The 17,380-nt window shown below is 39.8% G+C and carries 14 protein-coding genes; 6 read left to right on the forward strand and 8 right to left on the reverse strand.

All coding sequences use genetic code 11. The annotated features are described in order from the left end of the window. The first annotated feature begins 90 nt into the window (after positions 1 to 90). Both ED622_RS16730 and fghA read left to right on the forward strand, forming a co-directional pair. On the forward strand, positions 91 to 1,239 hold the full coding sequence (locus ED622_RS16730; protein ID WP_122035955.1) for an S-(hydroxymethyl)glutathione dehydrogenase/class III alcohol dehydrogenase: 1,149 nt from the start codon (positions 91 to 93) through the stop codon (positions 1,237 to 1,239). 217 nt (positions 1,240 to 1,456) lie between these two features. Further along, positions 1,457 to 2,299 carry an S-formylglutathione hydrolase gene (gene fghA / locus ED622_RS16735; RefSeq protein ID WP_122035957.1) on the forward strand — a complete coding sequence of 281 codons (843 nt, stop codon included), beginning with the start codon at positions 1,457 to 1,459 and terminating at the stop codon, positions 2,297 to 2,299. Positions 2,300 to 2,395: 96 nt separating this feature from the next. Here fghA and ED622_RS16740 read toward each other — a convergent pair whose 3' ends face one another. Next, positions 2,396 to 3,700, reverse strand: a complete 1,305-nt coding sequence (locus ED622_RS16740) for an amino acid permease (RefSeq protein WP_122035959.1) — start codon at positions 3,698 to 3,700, stop codon at positions 2,396 to 2,398. Positions 3,701 to 3,990: 290 nt separating this feature from the next. Between ED622_RS16740 and ED622_RS16745 the strand changes: the two genes are divergently transcribed. The 3 genes from ED622_RS16745 to ED622_RS16755 are packed head-to-tail and all read left to right on the forward strand — an operon-like array spanning position 3,991 to position 6,367. Further along, positions 3,991 to 4,371 carry a Rid family detoxifying hydrolase gene (locus ED622_RS16745; protein ID WP_122035961.1) on the forward strand — a complete coding sequence of 127 codons (381 nt, stop codon included), beginning with the start codon at positions 3,991 to 3,993 and terminating at the stop codon, positions 4,369 to 4,371. 22 nt (positions 4,372 to 4,393) lie between these two features. Continuing rightward, positions 4,394 to 5,671 (forward strand): serine dehydratase subunit alpha family protein, encoded by a 1,278-nt coding sequence (locus ED622_RS16750; RefSeq protein WP_122035963.1) that lies wholly within the window; start codon positions 4,394 to 4,396, stop codon positions 5,669 to 5,671. 60 nt (positions 5,672 to 5,731) lie between these two features. Next, the gene (locus tag ED622_RS16755; RefSeq protein WP_122035965.1) at positions 5,732 to 6,367 is read left to right on the forward strand and encodes a transcriptional regulator; all 636 of its coding nucleotides are present in this window, start codon (positions 5,732 to 5,734) and stop codon (positions 6,365 to 6,367) included. A 72-nt stretch (positions 6,368 to 6,439) separates the two neighbouring features. Here the strand turns inward: ED622_RS16755 and ED622_RS16760 are convergent, their stop codons facing one another. The 3 genes from ED622_RS16760 to guaB form a co-directional block, all read right to left on the reverse strand. Further along, positions 6,440 to 7,999 carry an AbgT family transporter gene (locus tag ED622_RS16760; RefSeq protein WP_122035967.1) on the reverse strand — a complete coding sequence of 520 codons (1,560 nt, stop codon included), beginning with the start codon at positions 7,997 to 7,999 and terminating at the stop codon, positions 6,440 to 6,442. 276 nt (positions 8,000 to 8,275) lie between these two features. Then, positions 8,276 to 9,829, reverse strand: a complete 1,554-nt coding sequence (guaA, locus tag ED622_RS16765) for a glutamine-hydrolyzing GMP synthase (protein WP_045101397.1) — start codon at positions 9,827 to 9,829, stop codon at positions 8,276 to 8,278. A 209-nt stretch (positions 9,830 to 10,038) separates the two neighbouring features. Continuing rightward, positions 10,039 to 11,502, reverse strand: coding sequence for an IMP dehydrogenase (gene guaB / locus ED622_RS16770; protein WP_045101396.1), 1,464 nt, complete (start codon positions 11,500 to 11,502; stop codon positions 10,039 to 10,041). A gap of 208 nt (positions 11,503 to 11,710) precedes the next feature. On the opposite strand from guaB, the gene xseA reads away from it, so the two are divergent. Further along, entirely contained in the window at positions 11,711 to 13,045 is a 1,335-nt protein-coding gene (xseA, locus tag ED622_RS16775; RefSeq protein WP_122035969.1) for an exodeoxyribonuclease VII large subunit, read from the forward strand. On the opposite strand, the gene ED622_RS16780 is transcribed toward xseA, so the two are convergent. The 4 genes from ED622_RS16780 to bamB form a co-directional block, all read right to left on the reverse strand. Continuing rightward, positions 13,038 to 13,271 carry a zinc ribbon domain-containing protein gene (locus tag ED622_RS16780; protein ID WP_122035971.1) on the reverse strand — a complete coding sequence of 78 codons (234 nt, stop codon included), beginning with the start codon at positions 13,269 to 13,271 and terminating at the stop codon, positions 13,038 to 13,040. The genes xseA and ED622_RS16780 overlap by 8 nt on opposite strands. A 307-nt stretch (positions 13,272 to 13,578) precedes the next feature. Then, entirely contained in the window at positions 13,579 to 14,457 is an 879-nt protein-coding gene (locus tag ED622_RS16785; protein ID WP_122035973.1) for an alanyl-tRNA editing protein, read from the reverse strand. A gap of 74 nt (positions 14,458 to 14,531) precedes the next feature. Beyond that, positions 14,532 to 16,034, reverse strand: a complete 1,503-nt coding sequence (der, locus tag ED622_RS16790; protein WP_122035975.1) for a ribosome biogenesis GTPase Der — start codon at positions 16,032 to 16,034, stop codon at positions 14,532 to 14,534. A gap of 180 nt (positions 16,035 to 16,214) precedes the next feature. After that, on the reverse strand, positions 16,215 to 17,372 hold the full coding sequence (gene bamB, locus ED622_RS16795; protein WP_122035978.1) for an outer membrane protein assembly factor BamB: 1,158 nt from the start codon (positions 17,370 to 17,372) through the stop codon (positions 16,215 to 16,217). Positions 17,373 to 17,380: the final 8 nt, after the last annotated feature.

Consider the following 17,380-nt stretch of genomic DNA (forward strand, 5'->3'; position numbering starts at 1 on the left):
CTAGCCACATCAAAACGAGAGGGCAGAAATACAAAACTCAACTACGCTTTAGTTGACTGCTCATCCGAATATATTAATAAGGAAAAACCAATGGCTCTTGATATTAAACCAGGTCAAACATCAATTAAATCTAAAGCAATGGTAGCTTGGGCTGCTGGCGAACCTCTTAAAATGGAAGAATTGGATGTTCAACTTCCTAAAGCTGGTGAAGTTTTAGTTCGCATCGTTGCAACTGGCGTATGTCACACTGATTTATTTACTCTTTCTGGTGATGATCCAGAAGGTATCTTCCCTTCAATCCTAGGCCATGAAGGCGGCGGTATTGTTGAGATGATCGGCGAAGGCGTAACAAGCGTTGAAGTTGGTGACCACGTTATCCCTCTTTACACTGCTGAGTGTGGTGAGTGTAAATTCTGTAAATCTGGCAAAACTAACCTTTGTCAGGCGGTTCGTGAAACTCAAGGTCAAGGCCTTATGCCTGATGGAACAAGTCGTTTCTCTATCAACGGTGAAACTATCTTCCATTACATGGGTTGCTCTACGTTCTCTGAATTCACAGTACTTCCTGAAATCTCTCTAGCGAAAGTTTCTAAAGAAGCACCACTTGAAGAAGTTTGTCTTCTAGGTTGTGGCGTAACGACTGGTATGGGTGCGGTTCTTAACACGGCTAAAGTTGAAAAAGGCGACACGGTTGCTGTATTCGGTCTTGGTGGTATCGGTCTTTCAGCTATCATCGGTGCGAAAATGGCGGGTGCAAGCCGCATCATCGGTGTTGACTTGAACGAAAGCAAATACGAGCTAGCTAAAAAATTAGGTGCAACTGATTGCATTAACCCAACAAACTTCGATAAGCCAATTCAAGAAGTGATTGTTGAAATGACTGATGGCGGCGTGGATTACTCTTTTGAGTGTATCGGTAACGTAAACGTAATGCGTGCTGCACTTGAGTGTTGTCACAAAGGTTGGGGTGAATCAATCATCATCGGTGTTGCTGGTGCTGGTCAAGAGATCTCAACTCGTCCTTTCCAACTTGTGACTGGTCGTGTATGGCGTGGCTCTGCATTCGGTGGTGTTAAAGGCCGTACTGAGCTTCCAGGTATCGTTGACCGTTACATGCAAGGTGAGTTCGCTCTTGATGACTTCATCACTCACACTATGGGTCTTGCTGATGTAAACGCAGCGTTCGACTTAATGCACGAAGGTAAATCTATCCGTACTGTTCTACATATGGATAAATAAGTAAAAGTGAGGGGTTAGATACTCTAGCCCCTATTCTACTTTTGATCTTTAAGTGCTTTATATCAAGAAAGTATGTTTATCTGCGTGGGTGGCGCAATTTATAGATAATCTTGCGAAGGTTTCATTCTTCATTTTAAAGCACTTCAAAATCAACCAGTAGATCTCTATTCAATACAGTGATCTCGCTGATATGAATCAAAATATAAAAGGGCTCATCATGACAATCGAAAATATCAGCCAAGCAAAAGTTGCCGGTGGTTGGCACAAACAATATACACATACATCATCTACACTAAATTGTGATATGCGCTTTGCTATCTTTCTACCAGCGAACGCTTCTGAAAGTAATCCTGTTCCTGTTTTATACTGGTTATCAGGCTTAACTTGTACTGATGAAAACTTCATGCAAAAAGCAGGGGCATTCAAAAAAGCCGCTGACTTAGGCATTGCTATTGTTGCTATGGATACGAGCCCTCGTGGTGAAGATGTTGCTGATGATGCAGAAGCAGCTTACGATTTTGGTCTGGGTGCAGGGTTCTACTTAAATGCAACTCAAGCGCCATGGAATCGTCATTACCATATGTATGATTACGTAACAAAAGAGCTGCCATCTTTAATTGAAGATCACTTCCCTGTTTCAAATAAAAAATCGATTTCAGGGCATAGTATGGGTGGTCATGGTGCAATTACCATTGGCTTGAAAAACCAAGATGCATATCAGTCTATCTCTGCGTTTAGCCCTATTTCTAGCCCAATCAATTGTCCTTGGGGTCAAAAAGCATTAGGCCTATATCTTGGTGATAATAAAGAGACTTGGAAAGAATACGATAGCTCAGAACTACTTAAAAAAGGCTCTAAATTGCCAATTTTAGTAGACCAAGGTGAAGCTGATGGTTTCTTAGAAGAACAATTAAAACCTGAATATCTGCTTTCTTCTGCAGAGCAATCTGGTGCCGATGTAGAAGTAAGAATGCAACCAGGTTACGACCACAGCTACTTCTTTATTTCGACGTTTATTGATGAACATCTAGAGTTTCATGCTGCTTATTTAAATAAATAATACTGATTTAAGATAAGCAAAAGCATAAATAGCAAAATCCCAGAGTAAGTTCTCCTTCTCTGGGATTTTTTATGTCTATATATTAATTTTCTATAATTAGATAAACGCTAACACTGGAGAGATACAAAGAAGAATACCTGTAACAATAATTAGGTTAGTTGATAAGCCTTTGTACTTATGAAGTGTTGGTACCTTATGAACAAGGTAAGCAGGAATTAAACAGCCAACTAAACCAAATACAGGGCTACAAATTGATGTGAAAGATAAGATAGGTGCATTTAATGCGACTGCTGACCAAGCCAGTAAAACAATAAATACTGTGATAAGTTTATTAACTAACTCTTTGTTAATTGCAGACTCATCCATACGTCTTAGTAAAACATTCATAGCTAAACCACGACACGCTTCTTGGAATGCCATAAATACACCGAAGAATGACGTTACTACAGCAAAAATATTAATCACGATACCTGTAACTGTTGCCCAGCTTCCTGGGAAGTAATGAGCAATAATGGCTAGAGCGGAGATATTTTTATTCATCGCTTCAGCGGCTTGCTCTTGGCTGATAGCAAAAGTAAACGACACCGCAAAGAAGAAAACAACAACAAATAAGATTGAAAAAGCAATATTCATTGCTCTTAGTGATTTGTAACGCGCAACTTCAATTGATGTCTCACGTGAGCGATATGAGATAACCATAGGGCTAAGAGATTGAATAAAAAGAATAGACGTTAATGTGAATGGAAGCGTGATAATCGCATCTTTTAACATTGGGCCAAACGAACCAATAGCAGGAACGTTAGCAAAATCCCAACGAGAAACCAGTAATAAGCCCATAACAGCAACTAATGAAAGTACCGTTACAGCCATAAAGCCAGATAGTTTAAATAGTAATTTCTCACCTTTAGAGCCAATAAAAGCAAGAACACAGATCAGCCCTAAACCATAGAAAACATTCTCATTTAAGTGCCCTTCAGTAACGCCAAACGAGTGTAAGTATGAAGAACTATCATTGGTTACCGCTAATGAATAAACCAATACCCAAATAACCAACATAATGAAATAAAGAGCACCTAAAGCCACACCCCAGTTTTTACCTAAATATCCAGTAATCACACCTGGGTAATCTGTACATGTTTTTGCTTCGGCAAGGGTGTTGATAAAAAGTTTTTGAAACAAATACATTGCTGGGTAACCAATAATTGAAGACAGAAGGAAAACCCAAATCCCCATTATCCCAACTTGAACAGGCAAGAAGACAATCCCAGCCCCTATAGCCATACCAATACTGATAACAATCCAACCAATATCAACGCTATCGAATTTGGTGGCCTTTTTCCATTCAGAATCCGTCATATCACTTTGACCACGACCAAGTCCTGCTAATGTAGCTGTGTTCATATAAAACTCCATCTTTGTAGGGATCACTATTTTTATAATTTTAAAGCGACAAATCGTCGCCAACTTGCAACTTTTGAAGAATTTACTCTCTAATTCAAAAATAACAATGCAATTTTATTTGAAATGATAGCGAGATCTCAGTTCGTAAAATAAACAAAAAATTGCTACAAAGTAATTGCAATCCCTTGAAAATAAGCATAAATTCAACTCACACAAACTAAATGCAATTATTTTTGCATATTTAGAATTGAAACTTAAATCAAAAATAGTTGCAAAAAAGGACAATACATATGAAGCAAATTATCGTGGCAAAATCAGCACCAGAAGCAATCGGTCCTTACTCTCACGGCACCGCATTTAATGGTCTTATCTTTACATCAGGTCAATTACCGGTAGATGGTTCAACAGGATCTGTTGTAGAAGGAGGGATTACCGCTCAATCTGAAATGTCTCTTAAAAACTTAATTTCAGTAATCGAAGCTGCTGACGGCGATGTAAATACGGTTTTAAAAACAACCTGCTACCTTGCTAACATCACTGATTTCGCTGCATTTAATGAAGTATATAAAACCGTTTTTCATACCGACTGCCCTGCACGCTCTTGCTTTGCGGTAAAAGATCTTCCGCTTGGTGTACTTGTTGAAGTAGAAGCAATTGCGCATCAAAAATAATAATTAGATAAAGGCGAACAAAATGAACTCTACCTGGAAACAATACATCACTATTTTAAAAAATGTTGTGAAACCAGCCCTTGGATGTACTGAACCTATTTGTGCAGCCTATGCGACAAGCGTAGCAACACAGATGCTTGGAGAAAAACCAGAAACTATTGATGTTTTTGTCTCTGATAATTTGTATAAAAATAGTATGGGTGTTTTTGTTCCAAGAACAGGTAGAGTTGGTCTTGCTATTGCCGCAGCTACTGGCGCCACTGGTGGAAACCCAGATGCTGGATTAGAAGTACTTGCAAAACTGACAGAATCTCAAGTAAATGAAGCACAACAGCTTATTGATGCAGGTCGAGTTCAAGTAAAACGAGAGGCCACTGATGAATTTATCTATTGTCGCGTTATCGTTAAAGGCTCACAACATCACGCAGAGGTTACCATCTGTGGGGGGCATACTCTCATTGTAGAAAAACGACTTGATGGTAATGTCACCTATACACTTGATTCTTCATTACCAAAAGCCTCTACCGCTTCTATTTGTGATGGCGTCGATATCACTATTTCCTCGATTTATGATTTCGCTACTCAAGCCAAATTTGATGACATTAAATTTATCCTTGAAGCTAAAGAACTCAATATTGCTCTTGCTCAAGAAGGATTGGATAACCCATACGGATTAGAAGTGGGCCGAACTTATCAAAAGAACATAGATACTGGGCTGCTTTCAAAAAGCTTAGACAGTGATATTTTAATCTATACCTCTGCAGCATCTGACGCTCGAATGGGCGGTGCAACCTTACCGGCGATGTCTAATTATGGTAGCGGTAATCAAGGTATAGCAGCAACAATTCCTGTCGTTAAAATGGCTGACTTTTATAATGCAGATGAAGAAGCATTAGCAAGAGCATTTATTATGAGTCACCTTGGGGCTATTTATATTAAATCTCATTATCCACCACTATCAGCATTTTGTGGTAATGCCGTAACCTCTGCTGCTGCAGCAATGGCGATGGTATATTTGGCTGGTGGTACATTCGAACAATCTTGCTCTGCAATTCAAAATACCATTAGTGATACTAGCGGAATGATCTGTGATGGTGCGAAATCAACCTGTGCAATGAAAGTAGGCAGCAGTGCTCAATCGGCAATGAAGTCATCCCTACTCGCTTTGAATAATCATTGCGTAACAAAACAGGGCGTTATTGCTGAAGATGTAGAAAAAACCATTAAGAACATCGGTAGAATGATAACCACAGGAATGCCAAATATAGATCATGAAATCATTGAAATAATGGCGTCATAATGAAAAGATGTCACTTACACGCTAAGTGACATCATCTTTTTACCAACATAAAGAAAACATATGCTACATAAACTCTCTACTGCCGATAAACTCATACTGAAATCAACTTATAGTATTGTTGATGGCATTGCTGCTATGTTTGGAAAACATGTTGAAGTGGTACTGCACTCTCTTGATTCTGACAATCCATCAATCATTAAAATTGCTAATGGCCATGTCACTGGTCGCGGTATTGGTGCGCCCATTACCAATCTTGCACTCGAAAAATTGAAAGCCGGATCCGATGTATCAACGCCTTATTTCACCCGAACAGAGAAAGGTGAATTAATGCGTTCTGTTACTTCGATGATTCGAAATGAGGCAGGTACTCCTATCGCTTTACTTTGTATTAATTCTAATCTTGATGTGCCGATGAATAGCTTCTTTATGGACCTATTCCCACAAACAAATCAATTAGCAGCGTCACCTGAAACCTTTGCCAAAGACAGTATTGAAATGCTGACAGATTCGATAGCTAGAATACAAAGCGAAGTATTGGAAGACGAAAGTATTGCGGTGTCTCGAAGAGTAAGAACCATTGTTGAGCGCTTACATCATCAAGGGGCGTTTAATATAAAAGATGCGACTCAAATAACCGCCAATATTCTTAATGTGTCTAAAGACTCTGTTTATCGTTATCTAAGAAAATTTAAGTAACACCGAACATTGAAATGCAAAAAAGCCCTGAGAACTGATCATTCTCAGGGCTTTTATTTTTACTAATACAAATTAACCCGGCAGGTTATATGTATATGGCGCTTGGATACCTAGTGGAATACCTAGAGCCCAGTACGCTAGTAAGAAGATTGTCCAACCAATTAGCATTGCGATAGAGAAAGGCATCATTAGAGAAGCCAGTGTACCGATACCCGTTGATTTAACGTAACGTTGGCAGTAAACCACAACTAATGGGAAGAACACCATTAGTGGTGAGATGATATTTGAAACAGAATCACCTACACGGTATGCCGCTTGAGATAGCTCAGGAGAGATACCAACACCCATTAGCATTGGAACTAGTACAGGACCAATTAATGCCCATTTAGCTGATGCAGAACCAATTAGTAGATTTACAAACGCAGTAAGCAAAATCATACCAATAATGGTTAGCTGACCAGGAAGCTCCATTGCTTTAAGTACATCAGCACCGTACATTGCTAAGATTGTGCCGATATTTGATTGGCTAAAAGCAACTAAGAACTGCGCACAGAAGAATGACATAACCATGTAGGCACCCATTGTGCCCATTGTTTCTGACATTGCTTTAATTACATCATTACTGCTTTTAAACGTACCAGAAACACGTCCAAAAACGATACCAGGGATGATAAATAGAATGAAGATAAGTGGAACAATAGACTTCATTAGTGGTGCAGAGAATGAGGTAATTTCACCATCAGGAGAACGAAGTGCTGAATCTTCAGGGTAAATAAGCGCGATAAGTAGCGCGATACCTGCAACCATTGCCCAACCAGCAAATTTAAATGCTCTTGATTCAATCTCAGTAAATGAACCTAAATCTGGCGCTGTTTCTGCATCTTTATCTACTGGTGTTTTAGCTAAACGAGGCTCAATGATTTTCTCGGTTACATACCAACCAATCACAACAATTAAAATTGAAGAAAGACCAGTAAAGTAGATGTTTGCTAATGGATTAACGATGTAAGAAGTATCTAATACTTGTGCTGCTGTTTGTGTAAAGCCAGCCAGTAATGGATCAATACCCGATGGGATAAAGTTAGCAGAGAAACCACCTGATACACCGGCAAATGCTGCTGCAATACCCGCTAACGGATGACGACCCGCCGCGTGGAAAATGATACCACCTAGTGGAATAACTAATACATAACCTGCATCTGCTGCTGTGTGTGACACGATAGCAACAAGAATAAGCATTGGTGTTAGTAATTTAGCTGGAGTGAAGTTCAGCATTTTCTTTAGGCCAGTTTGAATAAAGCCTGAAGAGTCAGCAACACCAACACCTAGCATTGCCACTAATACGATACCTAGTGGAGCAAAACCGGTAAAGTTAGTTACCATAGTTGCTAAAAAGTTTGCTAAAGAATCACCAGTTAAAAGGTTTTTCACTTGAACTGCATCTTGAGTAACAGGATGAATCAAGTCAAATTGTACTTGTGATAATAGCGCTGAAAGACCCCAAACAATTAAAAGGCCCCAGAAAAACAGTAGTGCAGGATCTGGGATCTTGTTACCTACTCGTTCGATTGTATTTAGAAAACGATCCATACCACTTGGCTTAGATGCTTTCTCTGCTGTTTGGCTACTCATCCGTAACTCCATCTATTATTAATGTTGTATTTTCAGAAAAGAATTTGGAAATTATGTGACTTCTCTTAACTTTTCTTTTGCTGAAACAGTGTAAACCACTTAAAGAATAAATAGAGCATTTAGTTGAATAATTTAGAAGTGCAAACATATATTTTGTAAGATAAGTTTTCACCGAAACAAATAGCCAACAATATAGTTCATTATACTTTACAACTGAAACAAAAAAAGCGCCTTTCGGCGCTTTCTTAAATTAAACCAGATTCATTGAATCAGGGATTATTCCCATTCGATTGTTGCTGGTGGCTTACCAGAAATGTCATAAACAACACGAGAAATGCCACTAACTTCATTAATAATACGGTTAGATACTTTACCTAGGAAATCGTATGGTAAATGTGCCCAATGCGCCGTCATAAAGTCAATCGTTTCTACTGCACGTAGAGAGACAACCCAATCATATTTACGACCATCGCCCATAACACCAACTGAACGTACAGGTAAGAATACAGTGAATGCTTGAGATACTTTGTGGTAAAGATCCGCATTGTGCAGCTCTTCAATGAAGATAGCATCAGCACGACGTAATAAGTCACAGTACTCTTTTTTAATCTCACCAAGAACACGAACGCCTAAACCAGGTCCAGGGAACGGGTGGCGATAAAGCATATTGTATGGAAGACCTAATTCTAAACCGATCTTACGTACTTCATCTTTAAACAGTTCACGTAATGGCTCAACAAGACCCATTTCCATGTCATCAGGAAGACCACCAACGTTGTGGTGAGACTTGATAACGTGCGCTTTACCGGTTTTAGATGCGGCTGACTCGATAACATCTGGGTAGATAGTACCTTGAGCTAGCCACTTAGCATTTGATAATTTCTTCGACTCTTCATCAAAAATATCAACAAATACGTGGCCAATGATCTTACGTTTTGCTTCAGGATCTGATTCACCACCAAGCGCCGCTAAGAAACGCTCTTCAGCTTCAACATGAATGATCTTAAGACCAAAACCTTCACTAAACATTTCCATAACTTGTTCAGCTTCATTTAAACGAAGTAAACCGTTATCAACAAATACACATGTTAGCTTATCGCCAATTGCACGGTGAGCAAGCATAGCAACGACTGATGAATCAACACCACCAGAAAGACCTAGAATGACTTCATCATCACCGACTTGCTCTTTAATACGAGCAACAGCATCTTCAATAATCGATGCTGAAGTCCACAGACCTTCACAACCACATACATTAAGAACAAAGTTCTCAAGCATTTTAAGGCCGTTTTTAGTGTGTGTTACTTCTGGGTGGAATTGAACACCGTAATATTTTTTCTCTTCATTCGCCATTGCAGCGTAAGGACAAGTTTCTGTCTCTGCAATTTTCACGAAATCAGCTGGAATTTCAACAACTTTATCACCGTGGCTCATCCAAACATCTTGAGTTGCTTCAAGATCTTTAAATAGCGCAGATTCACCTGTTACTTGTACTGCTGCATAACCAAATTCACGCTCAGTAGATGTTGCTACTTTACCGCCAAGTTGCTCTGCCATTGTTTGCATGCCGTAACACACACCAAATACAGGAACACCAGAATCAAATACATATTGAGGAGCACGAGGAGAATTTTCTTCAGTCACACTTTCTGGACCGCCAGATAAGATGATGCCATCTGGATTGAAATCACGGATGTCAGATTCTTCTACATCCCAGCTCCAAAGTTCACAGTAAACACCAATCTCACGGATACGACGCGCAACAAGCTGCGTGTATTGAGAACCAAAATCTAAAATAAGAATGCGTTGATCGTGGATATTAGTCGTCATTAGTCTTTCTCAAAAAGTCATTTATTTAGTGTGGCTTCACTATAAAACCACACGCTTAAAATTGAATTTGGTACAAAGTCTTTTTCTTTATATTTCAAAGCAGAATCATTCGAGCTCTAGGAAAAGGTACGGAGTTTACAAATGTAAATGAGTACCTTTGACAACGAACCGGAAAATTCTGCAAAGAAAAATTAGCCTAGGCGCTTCTCTTAACCTAAACGATAATTTGGTGCTTCTTTCGTGATCTGAACATCATGTACGTGTGATTCTTTCATGCCCGCACCAGAGATACGAACAAATTCAGCTTTAGTACGCATGTCTTCAATCGTTGCTGAACCTGTTAGGCCCATGCTTGAACGTAAACCACCCATTTGTTGGTGAACGATCTCTTTTAAACGACCTTTATAAGCGATACGACCTTCGATACCTTCAGGAACAAGTTTGTCCGCTGCGTTATCAGATTGGAAGTAACGGTCTGAAGAACCTTGAGACATAGCGCCAAGAGAGCCCATGCCACGGTAAGATTTGTATGAACGACCTTGATAAAGAATAACTTCACCCGGTGCTTCTTCTGTACCAGCAAACATTGAGCCAACCATGACACATGATGCGCCAGCGGCAATTGCTTTACAGATATCGCCAGAATAACGGATACCGCCATCAGCGATTACAGGAATACCATGAGCGGTTGCAACTTCTGCTGCGTCTGAAATAGCGGTAATTTGAGGAACACCAACACCCGTAACGATACGAGTAGTACAGATTGAACCTGGGCCGATTCCTACTTTAACTGCACTTACACCAGCATCGATTAATGCTTTAGCGCCTGCACCAGTAGCTACGTTACCGCCAATGATTTGTAGATCAGGGAATGAAGCACGAGTTTCACGAATACGTTGTAAAACGCCTTCTGAATGACCGTGAGATGAATCGATAAGTAAAACATCAACGCCTGCCTCAACAAGAGCAGCAACACGCTCTTCGTTACCAGCACCAGCGCCTACCGCTGCACCTACACGTAGACGACCACGTTCATCTTTACATGCATTTGGTTTACGTTCTGCTTTATGGAAGTCTTTTGCTGTGATCATACCGGTTAGTTGGAACTCATCGTTCACTACCAATACTTTCTCTACACGCGCTTCATGCATTTTCTCTTGAACTTCTTCACGAGTTGCACCTTCTTTAACAGAAGCTAGGCGTGCTTTTGGCGTCATTACAACGTCAACTTTCTTAGATAAGTCTGTTACAAAACGAACATCACGACCAGTAATGATACCAACAAGTTCGTTAGTTTCAGTTACTACAGGGAAGCCAGCAAAACCGTGTTTTTCAGTCAGTTCTTTCACATCTTGGATAGTTGCGTCAGGACGAACGGTTACTGGAGCAGAGACAACGCCTGCTTCAAAGATTTTTACTAAGCGAACTTGTTCAGCTTGCTGTTCAATAGACATGTTCTTGTGGATAAAACCGATGCCACCCTCTTGCGCTAATGCAATAGCAAGGCGCGCTTCTGTCACTGTATCCATTGATGCTGAAATCATTGGGATATTTAGAGAGATAGTCTTCGTTAACTGAGTGCGAAGATCAGCGGTGTTAGGAAGAACTGTAGAGTGTGCTGGGACGAGTAAAACGTCATCGAAGGTTAAAGCTTCTTTTGCGATTCGTAGCATTTGCAATATCTCACAACATAAGTGTTTAAAGGAATAAATCCCACTTTATCGTTTCGCATAATAAAGTGTTTTGGATTTGATATTGCAGACGGATTATACGCACAGCGCAATCGCTTGGCTACACATTTTTTTATTTTTAATTTGCATTACCCCCCTTGATATGTATTATATTGCCGCTAATTCCTATACTCACGTCTAAGGCATTTACATGTCTCTCGATTCTAATCCTCGCATCTTTACAGTCTCTCGTCTTAACTCTGAAGTCCGCTTATTATTAGAAAATGAGATGGGTATTGTTTGGCTTGTTGGCGAAATATCAAATCTAACCGTTCCAGTCTCTGGACACTGGTATCTCACCCTAAAAGACAGTCGCGCTCAAGTTAAATGTGCCATGTTTAAGGGCAATAACCGCCGCGTTACTTTTAAGCCACAAAACGGTAAACAAGTTCTTGTTAAAGCTCGCCTTTCTCTCTATGAACCTCGTGGTGACTATCAAATAATTATTGAGAGTATGCAACCAGAAGGTGACGGTCGGCTTCAACAAGAATTTGATCAGCTAAAAATGTCACTGGCTGCTGAAGGCCTATTCGCTCAAACCGCAAAAAAAGCATTACCAGAACAACCAAAACGTGTCGGTATCATTACCTCACAAACAGGCGCAGCCCTATTTGATATCTTAAATGTATTAAAACGACGCGATCCTAACCTCCCAGTGGTTATCTACCCAACCTTAGTGCAAGGTGCCAACGCTGCAATCCAAATAGCGCAAGCCATTGGTCGAGCAAACAGTCGTAATGAATGTGATATTTTAATCGTTGGACGTGGCGGCGGTTCATTAGAAGATCTTTGGTGTTTTAATGAAGAGATCGTTGCAAGAACGATTGCGGCAAGTGAGATCCCTATCGTCAGTGCTGTTGGTCATGAGATCGATATTACTATTGCCGATTTTGTTGCTGATGTAAGAGCACCAACGCCTTCTGCTGCTGCCGAATTAGTGAGCCGAGATTTATCTTCTCAACTGCAAATCGTAACGCATCAGAAACGCCGTTTAAATAGTGCAATGGATCGCTATTTAGCAGGGCAACAACGTCAATTATCAGCACTTCAACATCGTCTTGAAAAACAGCATCCACAAATGCAGTTAAACAGTCAAAGCCAGAAGCTAGATGACCTAAATCAACGTTTAATGACGTATATGCAGCAACGCCTGCAGCGTCATCAGCATAAAATTGAAAATCTGACTTTACGTTTAAGCAACCTATCACCTGCAAAAAAAGTCTCTCAAGATAAGTTACGTATTGAAGAGTTAAAACGTCGCTTATTAGATTCAATGGATAGAAACCTACTCATGCAACGTCATCAATTAGCATTGGCCGCTGAGAAACTAGATACCGTCAGCCCATTAGCGACATTACAGCGTGGCTACTCCATTACTCGTAATAAGAAAGGGGCTGTTGTCACATCAACAAAACAAGTAGAAGCTGGTGAGAACATAACCACTCGCTTTGTCGATGGTGAAATTACATCTACCGTAATTAACTAAGACTTGTTTCTACAAATTCTGTTTTGGCACGAGATTTTGATTTCAACTCATTACAATCATGACAAAAATAGCTTGGTGCACCACACGCATTAAGCTTTTCCATCTCTTTACTGCAATCTGGGCAATAAGCCACTTTTTTAAAATCGACCTGACAAAAATCACAATGATATCCTTCTCTCTGCCAGCGTAATTCAGACTGACATTTAGGACATTCGTTTGTTTGCATCGTCTTTTCCTTCTTAATCTATTTCAAATAAAGACTGTGTCTCTGTACGCATCAAAAAGTGCAGATCTTCATGCTTATAGGGATCTGATCAGCGATCATGCCCTTTAAGAACATTTATATAACCACACCCCGAAAGCATTAGTTACATATCCTGTTTTTCAATTTTAAACGATATTAAATTTCAATTAACACCATTTAAAATAGAAGATCCAGCACATCAATCAGTATTTTACATATCCATTTCAGTCAAAAAAACGGAAATTACACAATATACAGAATAAGAGTTACATCTGATGTAATTTCAATTTTAAGCTCGTTTACTTGAACGAGTTAACATCAATAGCTCTTGTTCACCTCGCGCTTTAAGTTGAACGTTAATCTCTTGATAATCTTTAAACGAAGAGACGTGAGTTCCACCACAAGGTAGTTTAGCTATTCCATCTATACCAAAATCTGCAATCCAGTAACGTGAATCAGTTAACGCTTTACCTTCACACTCGATAGAAACCTCATTTTCTAAGGCTAACCATACACTAATCTGTTGATTTACTTGCTCTTCAATTGAATCAAGCGCTGACATCATTTCTGCACTATTTAGCCCACGCTTACGCAGTGTTTTACCTAAACGATAAACATCTTCACAATGGTCCTCTGTGACAAAACTGGTTTCTTGAGCGTAACTATTAAAGTTGTAGTGGCCTAGCTCATCTTTTCTATCTGCATCTTTACGCCAATAATTAGCATGAAGCACTTTATTTAAGGCTAAATAAGCAATATGCCCCGCGCTATGGCCACGACTTAACGCATCTTGATATTCTTTATCAACCCGTAAGGTAACGATATTTTCTACTGATAAATCGACATTTTCAGATATTAAATGTGCAACCACAAACACCCATCCCGCTTCACCACGTTTAATTGGAATGTCTTTATCTATATATAATTCGCCGGTTGCCAGCTCAATCGCACCCGTTTGACAGGCAAGGATTGAACATTCATTGTCGCCGATTTGCACAGTCCCTTTATCATCTGGATGATCTGGCCAAATATGACTGACTGGATGAAAAGGCGTTTCTTTGGTTACAAACCACTTACCTTGTTCTGTTTCTTTAATCAGTTGAACAAGTGACGTGTGGTGCCATGTGTTATGGCAAAAAAGAATCTCTGTTGCAGATAATACGTTCATGATTTTTACCTAAAAAAAACGCCCAACAAGATGGGCGTTTTATTATTCAATATGTATAAATAAAGTAATTACGATTATTTTTTATGACGGTTTTTCACTGCGCCAACTAGACGCTTACGTTGACGCTCTTGAGATAGAGTCAACTTGCCACCGCGATCTTCAAATGGGTTTTCACTATTCTGGAATTGAATACGAATAGGTGTACCCATAATTTCTAATGATTTACGGAAGTAGTTCATTAAGAAACGTTTGTAAGAAGAAGGCAGTTCTTTTACTTGGTTACCGTGAATAACGATAAGCGGTGGGTTATAACCACCTGCGTGAGCATATTTCAGTTTCACACGACGGCCACGAACCATTGGTGGTTGGTGATCATCTTGAGCCATCTTCATGATACGAGTAAGAACAGATGTACCTACACGCTTAGTCGCTGATACATAAGCTTCTTGTACTGATTCATATAAATGACCAACACCTGTGCCATGTAGAGCAGAGATGAAGTGAAGACGAGCAAAGTCAACAAAGCCTAGACGACGATCTAGCTCAGATTTCACTTTCTCTTTAACTTCATTATCAAGACCATCCCACTTATTCACAGCAATAACTAATGAACGACCCGCGTTCAATGCAAAGCCTAATAAGCTTAGATCTTGATCTGAGATGTTTTCACGAGCATCGATAACAAGTAATACTACGTTCGCATCTTCAACCGCTTTCAATGTCTTGATTACAGAGAATTTCTCAACCGTTTCATTGATACGACCACGGCGACGAACACCAGCTGTATCAATAAGTACGTATTCTTGACCTTCACGTTCCATTGGAATGTAAATAGAGTCACGAGTTGTACCAGGCATATCGTAAACAACCACACGCTCTTCACCTAAAATACGGTTAATTAGCGTTGATTTACCTACGTTAGGACGACCGATAATCGCAAGTTTGATTGGTTGATCTTGAAGACGAGAGAAATCATTTTCTGCGTCTTCTTCTGTGCGTTCTTTTTCTTCTTCTTCGAAATCTTCAAATTCAGTAAGATCCATGATCTCACCATTTTCATCTTTCAAAGATTCTTCAATTAGCTCTTCCATGAAAGGAGCAAGCGCTAATTCAAGTAGAGACGTTACACCACGGCCATGTGAAGCGGCAATTTGATAAACTTTGTTCATCCCTAATTGCCAAAACTCAGCACTTGCCGCATCAGCATCAATACCATCGATCTTATTTACTACTAAGAACGTTGGCTTTTCACGTGAACGTAAGTGTTTTGCAATCGCTTCATCAGATGATGTTAAACCAGCACGGCCATCAACCATAAATAACACAACATCAGCTTCTTCAATCGCAGCTAATGACTGTTCTGCCATTTTAGTTTCTACACCTTCTTCAGTTCCATCAATACCGCCGGTATCGATCAAAATGAATTCAAGCTCTTCTAACTTAGCACGGCCGTATTTACGGTCACGAGTTAAGCCTGGAAAGTCAGCAACTAATGCATCCCTTGTACGCGTAACACGGTTAAACAGCGTCGATTTACCAACATTTGGACGCCCTACCAGAGCAACAACAGGAATCATATATACCTCTTAATTTAATCATAGGCATAGCGCGAGCTAATACCAATTTGATGATAGTTTTTTTAATATGAACGGATAAAAACCATCACCAAATTGGATTATCTTTCACTATCTAAAAACAATAAAAGGCCCCAAAGTCAAAAGGACTTGGAGCCAATTCACAATTATAGCAAATAAAACTTATTTAATTCGCATTTTTTTGATATCGCCTTCGCGAGTGACAATTAAAAAGCCATCTTCAACAATAATTGGGGATACAGCGATACCATCACTGTCGATCTCTTGTTGAGAAACGAACAGTCCAGTATCTCTATCTAACCAATGTAGATAACCTTCACTGTCAGCTAAAACGATATAATTATCAATAATCATCGGTGATGTCAGCTGACGGTATTCAAGCTCTTCATTGTTCCAAAGCTCAGTACCACTTCGAGCATCTACTGCCACAACGTGATCTTTCTCTGTTACTAAGAAAAGACGTTTACCATCTGATGACATATTTATCGCTGATGAGTAATTGCGCTTCCATGCTGGTTGCCCAGTACGAAGTTCCAATGCAATTAGCTGACCATTATAACCAATGGTATATAATCGCCCACCTAAAATAAGCGGAGACGCATCAACATCAACTAAACGATCAATTTCAGTTGCGCCTTTTGGTGTACCTACTGGTTGCTGCCATAACAGTTGACCTTTAGAGATCAATGCAGCGGCTAAACGACCGTTAGACATACCCCAGAACACACCACCAGAAATACTAACTGGCGCACTGTCACCACGTAGGGTTAAGTTAGGCACTTCACTGTTGATCTGCCATTTCTCATCGCCTGTCTCAGCATCAAAAGCAATTAATGCACCGCGACTCGTATGAATAATGACATAACCTTCATCTGCTAATGGTTTAGCAAGTACTTCACCATCTACATTTTTACGCCATAACTCTTCCCCAGTTTCAGCATCAAGAGTGATTATCTCACCATTTTCTGAACCGATGAAGACTTTGCCATAAGTCAGAGTTAAACCGCCAGATAAACGAGCGGTATCATCTTGCTCTAAATCTTTTTCCCAAATGGTTTTTCCATTTTCAGGATCAAGCGCTTTAACAAGACCATCTCGACTTGCAACATAAACTTTTTGATAAGCATACACTGGCGTTAAGCGAGAAAAATAATGCCCAACACCATCGCCAATTGAACTTGTCCATTCCGTTGTTGGTTCAAATTGATTTTGAACTACAGGAACCGGTGCCATTACGATTGTATCTTCTTCGCTCGCACAGCCAAAAAGCATGGAGAAACCAAAGGTACATAATGCCGCTTTTTTTAACACCTTACGCATTCAGTTGT

Origin of the sequence: Aliivibrio sp. EL58 (assembly GCF_900312675.1) — a bacterium.
Classification (GTDB): domain Bacteria; phylum Pseudomonadota; class Gammaproteobacteria; order Enterobacterales; family Vibrionaceae; genus Aliivibrio.

Coding starts and splice junctions, on each gene's coding strand:
- ED622_RS16730 (WP_122035955.1), top strand. CDS start 91: ATGGCTCTTGATATTAAACCAGGTCAAACATCAATTAAATCTAAAGCA.
- fghA (WP_122035957.1), top strand. CDS start 1,457: ATGACAATCGAAAATATCAGCCAAGCAAAAGTTGCCGGTGGTTGGCAC.
- ED622_RS16740 (WP_122035959.1), bottom strand. CDS start 3,700: ATGAACACAGCTACATTAGCAGGACTTGGTCGTGGTCAAAGTGATATG.
- ED622_RS16745 (WP_122035961.1), top strand. CDS start 3,991: ATGAAGCAAATTATCGTGGCAAAATCAGCACCAGAAGCAATCGGTCCT.
- ED622_RS16750 (WP_122035963.1), top strand. CDS start 4,394: ATGAACTCTACCTGGAAACAATACATCACTATTTTAAAAAATGTTGTG.
- ED622_RS16755 (WP_122035965.1), top strand. CDS start 5,732: ATGCTACATAAACTCTCTACTGCCGATAAACTCATACTGAAATCAACT.
- ED622_RS16760 (WP_122035967.1), bottom strand. CDS start 7,999: ATGAGTAGCCAAACAGCAGAGAAAGCATCTAAGCCAAGTGGTATGGAT.
- guaA (WP_045101397.1), bottom strand. CDS start 9,829: ATGACGACTAATATCCACGATCAACGCATTCTTATTTTAGATTTTGGT.
- guaB (WP_045101396.1), bottom strand. CDS start 11,502: ATGCTACGAATCGCAAAAGAAGCTTTAACCTTCGATGACGTTTTACTC.
- xseA (WP_122035969.1), top strand. CDS start 11,711: ATGTCTCTCGATTCTAATCCTCGCATCTTTACAGTCTCTCGTCTTAAC.
- ED622_RS16780 (WP_122035971.1), bottom strand. CDS start 13,271: ATGCAAACAAACGAATGTCCTAAATGTCAGTCTGAATTACGCTGGCAG.
- ED622_RS16785 (WP_122035973.1), bottom strand. CDS start 14,457: ATGAACGTATTATCTGCAACAGAGATTCTTTTTTGCCATAACACATGG.
- der (WP_122035975.1), bottom strand. CDS start 16,034: ATGATTCCTGTTGTTGCTCTGGTAGGGCGTCCAAATGTTGGTAAATCG.
- bamB (WP_122035978.1), bottom strand. CDS start 17,372: ATGCGTAAGGTGTTAAAAAAAGCGGCATTATGTACCTTTGGTTTCTCC.